A 10397-nucleotide genomic window follows, 5' to 3' on the forward strand; every position below is an offset into this window, starting at 1 on the left:
CTCCTTTCATAAAAAATTCATATTATTCGTTCGGACACACATATCAGACGTCGATATGCTTTCTTGTGCTTATTACGCTTCCGACTGCTCCTATGAGCGAACCTGCGATGAGGTAGCCGAGAACAACGTAAAGTCTGATCTTATCAAATGGGATAAGACTGCCCACGCCGAAGGTATTCATGAGCATACCCTGTTCTGTGAGCATATTGTAAGCTGAGCGGTAGATCGCCCAGGTTATGAAGTAAGCGCCCGCTCCTGCAAAGAAGCCTGTGACCATACCCTCAACAAAGAAGGGCATACGTATGAACGCATTGGTCGCGCCGACATACTTCATTATCTGTATCTCCTCACGGCGGGCAAAAACGCTTGCCTTTGTGGTATTGGAGATTATTATCATGGATACGACCGCAAGTGCAAGTATTACTGCGCCTGCGATGAGGGATACCACCTTACGGAGCTCCCTGAGGAACTCTGCCACCTGAGGTGAAGCGGAAGCGCTCTGTATATTGCTTAATGCGCTTATCTGCTCGGTGGTCTCTGATATCTTATCCGTGTTCTTGACAGTCACGCTGAAGCCGTCCGGCATAAAGCTTGCGTCAGAACCGATATAGTCAGTAAATATCCTTTCTGCATTGGGAAGATTTGACTTCTGTCTTTCAAGAGCCTCTTCCTTAGATACGAACTTTATCGTAGCCACATTCGGGATAGCTCTGATCGCTTCTTCCGCTGCGGAATTCTGTTCATCAGTGGTACCCTTCTCCATTATTACGACTACCTCGTTCTGACTTCCGAGACCTTTTATCATGGAATTGAGGTTGATGTAGAAGAGACCGGCTATTCCGACGAGAAGAAGTGAGATGAGCAGTACGCAGAATGTAGCGAATGCCATCATTTTATTCTTCCATATGTTTTCCACGCCCTGATCGGCGAGGTATCTTACACCGCTTAGTTTCATTCCGCACCTCCTTCTGTTTTGTCTGAAAGCGAGGCGAGGATCTGCTCTGGAGTTTCACCCTCCGGTATTTTGGGAAGTTCCTGAGTGATATCAACGTCGATATTTTCGGCTACAGGCTTCATCAGTTCCTTTTCAGCCTGTTCCGGCTCTGGTATACCGCCTATTGCAGTGATTATATCGTCTGCGGTCATATCTTCGATGGGAAGCTCTGCGGCTTCCGGGCTGCTCTCGGTGCCTGTGATATCGCTGATCTGCTCGGTTTCGCTGACGGCTTCCGCCATAGCCTCTGCCGGCATCTCCGCGCTCATATCGGCAAGGAGTTCATCTCCCGTACCTGTTATGACCTCGTCGAAAACGATCTCGCCCTCGGTGATGTTGATGATACGTCCGCCGAAATGGCGCACAAGATCGTGTTCGTGGGTTACCATGAGTATGGTAGTACCCTGATCGTTTATGCCCTTCAGGAGCTCAACTATCTCGTAGGAGAGCTCAGGGTCGATATTTCCCGTAGGCTCGTCTGCGATAATGAGCTGAGGGTCATTGACCAGCGCTCTTGCTATAGCGACACGCTGCTTTTCACCGCCTGAGAGCTCGTCGGGGTAAGAATTCGTTTTTGCATGGAGTCCCACAAGACTTATAACATATGGGACTCTCTTTCTGATATACTTGATCGGAGCGTCGATAACTCTGAGAACGAAAGCGATGTTCTCATATACCGTCATTGACGGGATCAGTCTGAAATCCTGGAATACGAAGCCGAGAGTGCGGCGGAATTCGGGGATCTTTCTTTTTTTCAGCTTGTTCAGGTTATATCCGTTTACGGTGACAACACCGCTTGTGGCGTCGATTTCCTTGAGCAGAAGCTTTATCATGGTACTTTTGCCCGCACCTGATGAACCTACAACGAAGGCAAAATCGCCGTCGTTTATCTTCAGGCTGACGTTGTTCAATGCGTCAACGCCGCTGGAGTAGGTCACGGATACGTTTTTAAGTTCTACCAATTGGGTTACACCTACCTTAATCTGTGAAAAGGGCGGACTAAGCCGCCCGAAGTTCCATATTTGCCGTGAAGGCTTTTATCAGAACTTTACAGGATTAGCAGACAGGTACTTCTTTACCATGAGTGCGATCTTGAAGATTATAGCGTGATCGAATTCACGGAGATCAAGACCTGTGAGCTTTTTGATCTTTTCGAGTCTGTACACGAGAGTATTTCTGTGTACGAAGAGTTTTCTTGATGTTTCTGATACGTTGAGGTTGTTCTCGAAGAACTTCTGTATTGTGAAGAGTGTTTCGTGGTCGAGAGACTCGATGCTGCCTACCTTGAATACCTCATGGAGAAATGTCTCGCAGAGAGTTGTGGGAAGGTGGTAGATAAGACGCGCGATACCGAGGTTGTCATAGCTTACTATTACCTTGTCTGTATCGAATACCTTGCCGACCTCAAGAGCCATCTGAGCTTCCTTGAATGAACGCGCAAGATCCTTTACGCCTACTACTGCTGTACCGATACCTACGTTTACTCTTGTGTAGAACTCGCTGCTGAGTGTATCAGCGATAGAGCGTGCGAGCTTTTCGAGATCCTTTGAGTCTACTGTGCTCTTGAGCTCCTTAACGAGAACTATATCTGTCTCTGTGATATTGAATACGAAGTCCTTGTTCTTGTCAGGGAAGAGATTCTGGATAACATCGTAAGCAGAGATATCGTTGGCTGAGATGATCCTGATAAGGAACACAGCACGGCTGATCTCAGCGTTGAAGTGGAGCTCTCTTGCCTTGATTACGATGTCTCCGGGGAGAACATTGTCAAGGATAACATTCTTGATGAAATTGTTTCTGTCGTACTTTTCATCATAGTACTGCTTGATATTTGAGAGTGCGATAGCGAGTATGCTTGCGTACTTTGCGGCAGCGTCGTCAACGCCCTCTACGAAAACCGCATAATCAGGCTTTACTCTTGAGCCGAAGGGCTTGTAGGTGAAGCCGTCGCGGATGAAGATATCGTGTGAATCGCTGAGGTCGAGTGAAACGAACTCATTTGTCGTGCCTACACGTGAAAGGTCGCTGCAGGCGATGATTGTAGCGGTCTCATCTACTACGCCGATTGTAGCGTCGATGGAATCACGCATCTGATGAACTAAACCCTGAAATAATCTGTTGGACATGATTTACATCCTTTCTCTTAAATAAGATCTTATTTTGAGCGGACCTTCAGAGTGTGAGAAGGAGAAAATATCTCCTTAACATATTACAAATTGTAACACATTTTTGCTCTTGATTTGTTAACAAACTGTTAACTTTCGTCTGAAGGCTCACAAACGTTACTTACAAATGTGTTGATTTTTGTTCAAAATCAACAGGGATAATGAAATTGCTGTAACCGAATTGTAATTTTTACATTTTTTCGGGACGGTCGATATTCAGTATCTCAAGAGTATTCCTGAGTGTCTGGCGTACTGCAACGCAGAGGAGGATACGAGCGTTCATAAGCTCCTTTGTTTCTGCGTTCTTTACGCTGCAGGCGTCGTAGAAGCGGTGGAAAAGAGTAGCCAGGTCTATGGCGTACTTGGTTATCTTTGCGGGATCGTAGGCCTTTGCCGCTGCATCAATCTCGCCCGGAAGTGAAGCGAGATGACGGATGAGCTCTATCTCACGCGGGTCTGAGAGGAGGTCGAAATCGGCTGACGCCGGTATCTCAGTACCCTCCTCGGAGAGCGTCCTGAGCATACTGCATATTCTTGCGTGAGCATACTGAACGTAGAACACGGGGTTCTGCGAGGATTTCTCAACTGCAAGGTCAAGGTCGAACTCGAACTGTGAATTTGCCTCACGGAGATTGAAGTAGAAACGGGCTGCGTCTATCGGTATCTCGTCGAGGAGAGTTACCAGTGTGATAGCCTTGCCGCTCCTCTTTGAGAGCTTTACGGTCTCGCCGTTGCGGACAAGTCTTACCATCTGCATGAGGACTACGTCAAGCTTTGTCTCGTCAACGCCAAGTGCGTTGAGTGCGGCTTTAAGCCTCGGAACGTAGCCGTGGTGGTCTGCGCCGAGGACGTTTATCGCCTTGTCAAAGTTACGGGTGACGAGCTTGTCATAGTGGTAGGCGATATCCGGTACTATATAAGTATACAGACCGTTGCTTCTCTTTAATACGAAGTCCTTGTCAAGACCGTATTCCGTAGCTCTGAACCATATAGCCCCGTCCTGCTCGTAAGCCTTTCCGGCTTCAATGAGCTTGTCTACTACAAGCTTTGTCTCGTTCTTTGCGTGTACCGTGCTTTCACGGAACCAGTTGTCGTAAACGATACGGTACTTTTTCAGGTCGCGTTCAAGACCTGCTATATTAATAGGAAGTGCGTAATCAACAAGAGCCTTGCGGCGCTCCTCTTCGGATACGCTTTCAAGGGAGCTGCCGTGGATATCGTAGAAGTTCTTTGCGTGCTCGATGATATCGGTGCCGAGGTAAACGTCCTCAGGCATTTCGAAATCTCCGCCTTCGCCGCTGCCCTCATAGATCACGGAGCAGAGCTTCTCGTTATCGTTCTTGTACTGTGTTACAAGCTCCTGTCCCTTTGACGAGCAGATCTGTAAATATCTGAGCTCAAGGGACTTGCCGAACTTCTCAATCTGGTTTCCGGCGTCGTTTACGTAGAACTCTCGCTCTGCGTGATAGCCCGCCCACTGGAGTACGCTTGCGAGGCAGTCGCCGATAGCTCCTCCTCTTGCGTTTCCTATATGCATAGGACCTGTGGGATTTGCCGAGACGAACTCAACAAGGACTCTTTTGCCCCTGCCCAGCTCGGTCTTGCCGTAGTTCCCGCCTTCGTCGAGGACGTTCTTTACTACGTCGGAGAACCACTTCCTGCTGAGGAAGAAATTCAGGAATCCGGGACCTGCGACTTCGGCTCTTTCAAATATGGTGCCTTCGAGGAAGAGCTTTTCGCATATCAGCTCGGCTATCTTTCTCGGCGGCATTTTCAGCGCCTTTGCACAGACCATTGCGGTGTTTGCGGCGAAGTCGCCGTGAGACTTGTCCGCAGGTATCTCGATGTTGAAGTTCGGCAGGGGAACAGCGGGGATCGCTTCCTCTGCGACGAGCACTCCGAGAGCGTCCATGATTATCTCACGGAGCCGGAGCGACGCGGAATTGATGAGATCTGACATTAAAATTATCCTTTCTTCTGAGGGCTCAGTTCTGAGCCTGTACTGTCATTATTATCTCGTTATCTGAAAGATACGAGGAATTCAGATCAAGAGTATATTTCAGGTAGAGCCTGCCGTTTTCTGCGATAGTGTTCTCTATAGCGTGAGTGTATACGCCTATCTGCAGATTACCGTAGGGAGTGCCGTACTGGCAGAAGTGCTTTCTTCCTATCTCCAGTGAAAGGACGGAATTTGCCGTACCCTCGCGGGTGATGGAAGCGTTTCTGCTGTCGTCCACCTTTATGGTGGTGACTGAGCCTTCAAAGCCTGTGGCGGAGGTGTCCTCGTAGGAGATTATATCCCAGCCGTCGCTGCGGGTGAAGTGGGCTTTGGTCAGAAGCTCGGTCTCGCTTTTTTCATTGTCCTGCCATTGAATACTCGTAAGAGATATCAAAACATTGTTTTCCAAAGCAGTCTCCTTATATCCATATTTATCCTTGTTTATCAGTAATTTCTGTCCGCGTTGTCCACAGCCTGTTCCAGCAGCTCGACTATAAGCTCCTCATGGGAGTAATCAAACTCTTTCATAAGGCGGCAGAATACACTGTTTTTCCTGAGTCCGGGCATAGTGCCTATCTTGTTGAGCAGAAGCTCTCCGTCATCTGTGAGGAAGAAGTCCGCTCTTGCGAGTCCTCGGCAGCCGAGCGCCTTGAAGGCGGCTATCGCGGTCTCCTGTACCTTTTTCTGTGTCTCTTTGGGAATATCGGCGGGAACTATAAGGTCATCGCCGGTGCTTACGTTGAAATCTGTGGGGTCATATGTCCTGTCGGATGGCTTTATCTCGCCGACGGGCGAACAGACCGGCATATCATAGCCGAGTACAGCCGCTTCGAGCTTACGGGCTCTTATGTATTTCTCGACCACTACCTTATTGTCGCTGGAGAATGCCAGTTTTACAGCTGCAAGCAGCTCTTCACCGTCGTGAGCTATGCTCGTTCCGGCATTGCTGCCGCTGTTGGCAGGCTTTACCACAAGTGGGAATCCCATTTCCGATGCGATAGCACTGCATTTAGCGTCAAGATCGTTGATCTCACGCTGGGTGATAAGGCGCCAGCCGGCAGTTTTTATATTGTAATCGTCCATTACCATGTGGGTGTGGGATTTGTCCATGCATGAGGCGGAAGCAAGCACTCCGCTGCCAACATATGGTATACCTGACAGGTCGAGAAGTCCCTGAACGGTTCCGTCGCCGCTTTTCTTTCCCATGAGTATCGGGAATACCACATCAACTCTTCTGATAGTAGTTTCTCCGTTTTCGATAGTGATGATTCCGCGGTAAAGCGGGTCGGGGGATATGAAAGCGGAAGCGCAGTCCGTATCCTGTTCCCATGTACCGTCGGCTATGTCTTCCACATCTCCTGGGAAATACAGCCAGCGTCCTTTACGGGTTATTCCGATGCATATCACTTCATATTTATCCTTGGGGATACTCCGGATCACTTCTGCTGCGGAAGCCAGTGAGAGTGCGTGTTCCCGCGCAGTACCGCCGAAAATCACGGCAGCTTTTATCCTTGCCATAAGTTTCTCCTTTTATATAGTATCATGTATTTTTTTATTGTCATTTTCAAGCATCACTATATTTTATCATATTCCACAAAAAACTGCAAGTATTTTTTGGTAAAATGAAGAATAAAACGGTGATTTTCGCAAGTATAGCGTATGACAGACAATTTTCAACTGTTAAAATTGTGCATAATCACAACAAAAATTATGCCTCTTCATCAATTTGACGGAATACCCCTTAGTAAAAATGACGAAGTAAAATGCAAAAAGGACTGCTTATGCAGTCCTTTTTGAGGGTGAAAATGAGTATTAAGAAGATGTCGTGATTTATCTGACGCCTGAAGCGTCGTCTCCCGGCTGGAGCCTGTCGTGAGCGAGGATATAGTCGTATATCTCCTGCACAGTTGTGAACGCAACGCTCACATAGCTGTCGGCACAGCCGTAGTATATAGCTATCCTGCCTGTGCCGGCGTCTGTAAGAGCGGCGCAGGGGAAGCACACGTTGGGTACAAATCCGCGTTCCTCATACCATTCCTCAGGAGTGAGGATATAGTTCTCGCAGCGGTGCAGTACCTTTGAGGGTTCATCTGTATCAAGTATCGCTGCTCCTATACTGTACACGTAGCCGTTGCAGGTATTCACCACGCCGTGGTAGAATATCAGCCAGCCCTTGTCGGTTTCGATCGGTGCAGCTCCGCCTCCTGTCTTCAGGCTTTCCCACCAGTTCCCGGAACGTCCCATTACATGGCGGTGACGTCCCCAGAATTTCATATCGGGACTTTCCGAAAGGAATATGTCTCCGAATGCGGTATGTCCGTCGTCGCAGGGGCGGGAGAGCATAACATAGTTACCGTTTATTTTCCTCGGAAAGAGGACGGCATTGCGGTTGTAGGGAAGGAAGGGGTTCTCAAGACGTGTGAACGTCCTGAAATCTGTGGTCTCTGCAATGCCGATAGCAGGACCGAAAGCGTCCTGACACCACATGATATAGTATATTCCGTCAACCTTTACGAGCCGCGGATCATAAGCGTATGGGGGCATAAAGGGGTTGCCGTTCCTGTCGGTGAACTGTATCTTTTCCGGGTCAAACTCCCAGTCAAGAGCATTGCTGCTCCTGCCAAGGTAAATATGCGGTATCCCGTTTTTCTGTTCGCCGCGGAATACTCCTATGAAGCTGCCGTTATAAGGTATTACTGCGCTGTTGAATATCCTTGCAACATCAGGGAGCGGGTTCCTTTTTATGATCGGGTTCTGAGAATATCTCCAAACGGGAGCAGTACAGCCGGCAGGCTTATCCTCCCACGGGATATTTTTCAGATCTTCACCAAGTATTTTAATATCCGACATAAGAAAAACTCCTTTAATTAAGTCTTACTTTATATCACGCTTAAATTATAGCACGGCTTTCTTAAAAAGTCAAGCATAAATTTAATTAAAAATGTAGAATTTCTTACTCATGTAAGTATATCCCAAATAATTAACACAAAATTATTGAATCTTTTAATAAAGCGGTGTATAATAGAATAAAAACGGAGGTGAGCCTGTGAAGTGTATTACCGAAAAAGAGCACAGCTGCGGCAGTATAAATTATCTCTGCGCTTCGATAGGGGGATCGTCCATGACCTGCTACGTGCTCAGAGGAAAAAAGGGCGATATGCTCATTGATACAGGGATATCCCTCGTGTATAAAAGCCTGAGGGAGTACATAAGTCATTATGATATACGGTATATCCTGCTTACTCACGCTCATACCGACCATGACGGAAACGCGGCAAGGCTGCGGAAGGAACTGAATGCGGAGATATTCCTAAGCGGACGTGACAGAGAGCTGGTGGGACATTTTGAGAGGCAGCCGGTAAAGGCTACTTCTCCGAGGTATCGTGTGAGGAATATACAGCAGAATGTCTGCGGAAGAATGAGGCTGTTCAGGTCTGCGCCCTATACTCCGGATATACTGCTCGGCAGTGACAGGAATATACTGCATGAATACGGCTTTGACGCGGAAACTGTTCCGCTGCCGGGACATACCCTCGGTTCTGTGGGAGTGCTATCGGAGGGAGTGCTATACTGCGGCGACGCTTTTACCGCGATGTGGGGCAAACCTGATATCACGCCTCATGCTGCCTCTCCGGCGGCTATGGTTTGCTCTCTGGAGCGTATACTGGAGCTTTCGCCGGAATGGCTCGCCACCGGTCACGGGCTCCCTGTAAAAATGTCGGAAGCCCGTGCGGTAATAAGAAAATATCTGCTTATGCACAGACATCAGCTTAAATGATAGCTTAAAGGAGTTGTATTTTATGAACCTTTCCGAATTTATAAACGGTATATCCTCCGGGAGTTTTGACGAGCAGTTCCGTATGCTTTACGGTTCGTCGGAAAAGGCTGTTCTGAGAGCAAGAGCCCGTTATCTCAGCGCTGCCGAGAACTTTTCGAGGCTCTATCCGGAGAGTGGGGATATACGTATTTTTTCAGCTCCGGGACGTACCGAGATAGGCGGTAACCATACCGATCATCAGCATGGCTGTGTGCTTGCCGCGGCGGTGAGCCTTGATATCATCGCCATAGTTTCCTTCCATAAGCAGGGTATCATTCGTGTGAAGTCGGAGGGATATGAGTCTGTAGAGGTAAAACTGAAAAGTCTTGAAATGAGAAAAGCCGAAAAGGGAACAACGGCTGCCCTTATCCGCGGGATCGCGGCAAAGTTTGCTGAAAAAGGCGTGAAAACAGGTGGCTTTGACGCCTATATGACCTCCGATGTGCTCAGCGGGAGCGGCCTTTCGTCATCTGCGGCTTTTGAGGTGCTTGTGGGTACCGTCATAAATGAGGGCTTCAATGGCGGAGGTATAAGCGCTTCCGACATTGCGGCTATAGGGCAGTATGCGGAGAATGTTTACTTCGGAAAGGCAAGCGGACTTATGGATCAGCTCGTTTCGGCATCAGGCGGTTTTGTCGCTGTGGACTTTGCGGATACGGCTTCACCTGATATAAGGAATGTGAATTTTGACTTTGACAGATCGGGATACGCGGTATGCATAACCGATACAGGGGGCAGTCACGAGAAGCTTTCCGGCGAGTACAGCGCGGTATTCTCCGAGATGAAGCACGTGGCGGAGGCTCTCGGCTGTGAGTTCCTGCGTGAAGCTGACGAGGAGGAGTTCTATAAAAGGCTGCCTGAGCTTCGGGAAAACTGCTCCGACAGGGAACTGCTCCGTGCCGCGCATTTCTTCGGTGAGAACAGAAGAGCCATTGAGGAAGCAGAGGCTCTTGCTGACGGAGACACCGAGCGCTTCTTCGGGCTGGTGAACGAGTCGGGGACTTCCTCAGCGGAGCTTTTGCAGAATCTTTATTCAAGTGCAGAACCAAAGGAGCAGCAGATACCTCTTGCGATAATGCTCAGTAAGCGTTTCCTCGGAGGGAACGGTGCTGTGCGCGTTCACGGCGGCGGCTTTGCCGGCACGGTGCAGGCGTTTGTGCCGGGCTATCTGACTGCGGATTACGCCGCGGAGATGGAGCGCGTTTTTGGTCAGGGCTGCTGTTATGTCCTGACAGTCAGACCTGTCGGCGGATATGAATTGAAAATATAAATCATAATTTTGCGGAGCAAAATTATGATTTAGTTTAGAGTTGAGAATTGAGAGTTGACAGTTGTGGTGTATCGCCTGCGGCGATAAAATTTAAATAATATGAGCGCAGCGAACTCATTAACTCTTAACTCTCCACTCTCAATTCTCCACTA

The 10397-nt window shown here is 48.5% G+C and carries 9 protein-coding genes; 2 read left to right on the forward strand and 7 right to left on the reverse strand.

Annotated features, from left to right (window positions below; translation table 11 throughout):
* Positions 1 to 43 precede the first annotated feature (43 nt).
* From ftsX to QZZ36_RS12125, 7 genes are all read right to left on the reverse strand, one after another.
* Positions 44 to 955 (reverse strand): permease-like cell division protein FtsX, encoded by a 912-nt coding sequence (gene ftsX / locus QZZ36_RS12095; protein WP_295081866.1) that lies wholly within the window; start codon positions 953 to 955, stop codon positions 44 to 46.
* Entirely contained in the window at positions 952 to 1956 is a 1005-nt protein-coding gene (gene ftsE / locus QZZ36_RS12100; protein ID WP_365686427.1) for a cell division ATP-binding protein FtsE, read from the reverse strand. Before ftsE ends, ftsX begins: the two co-directional genes overlap by 4 nt.
* 78 nt (positions 1957 to 2034) lie before the next feature.
* Positions 2035 to 3120: a helix-turn-helix domain-containing protein gene (locus tag QZZ36_RS12105; RefSeq protein WP_295081868.1), complete on the reverse strand. Its 1086-nt coding sequence runs from the start codon at positions 3118 to 3120 to the stop codon at positions 2035 to 2037.
* 229 nt (positions 3121 to 3349) lie between these two features.
* The gene (argS, locus tag QZZ36_RS12110; RefSeq protein WP_295081871.1) at positions 3350 to 5119 is read right to left on the reverse strand and encodes an arginine--tRNA ligase; all 1770 of its coding nucleotides are present in this window, start codon (positions 5117 to 5119) and stop codon (positions 3350 to 3352) included.
* A gap of 25 nt (positions 5120 to 5144) precedes the next feature.
* The gene (locus QZZ36_RS12115) at positions 5145 to 5567 is read right to left on the reverse strand and encodes a DUF1934 domain-containing protein (protein ID WP_295081873.1); all 423 of its coding nucleotides are present in this window, start codon (positions 5565 to 5567) and stop codon (positions 5145 to 5147) included.
* A 35-nt stretch (positions 5568 to 5602) separates the two neighbouring features.
* Positions 5603 to 6676 (reverse strand): D-alanine--D-alanine ligase family protein, encoded by a 1074-nt coding sequence (locus QZZ36_RS12120; RefSeq protein ID WP_295081875.1) that lies wholly within the window; start codon positions 6674 to 6676, stop codon positions 5603 to 5605.
* A gap of 312 nt (positions 6677 to 6988) precedes the next feature.
* Complete coding sequence (locus QZZ36_RS12125) at positions 6989 to 8008, reverse strand: glycoside hydrolase family 130 protein (RefSeq protein ID WP_295081879.1); 1020 nt, start codon at positions 8006 to 8008, stop codon at positions 6989 to 6991.
* Positions 8009 to 8204: 196 nt separating this feature from the next.
* On the opposite strand from QZZ36_RS12125, the gene QZZ36_RS12130 reads away from it, so the two are divergent.
* Positions 8205 to 8936 (forward strand): MBL fold metallo-hydrolase, encoded by a 732-nt coding sequence (locus QZZ36_RS12130; RefSeq protein WP_295081881.1) that lies wholly within the window; start codon positions 8205 to 8207, stop codon positions 8934 to 8936.
* A gap of 22 nt (positions 8937 to 8958) precedes the next feature.
* Positions 8959 to 10245, forward strand: a complete 1287-nt coding sequence (locus QZZ36_RS12135) for a galactokinase family protein (RefSeq protein ID WP_295081885.1) — start codon at positions 8959 to 8961, stop codon at positions 10243 to 10245.
* Positions 10246 to 10397: the final 152 nt, after the last annotated feature.

The organism is Ruminococcus sp. (assembly GCF_016287535.1).
Taxonomy (GTDB): Bacteria; Bacillota; Clostridia; order Oscillospirales; family Ruminococcaceae; genus Ruminococcus.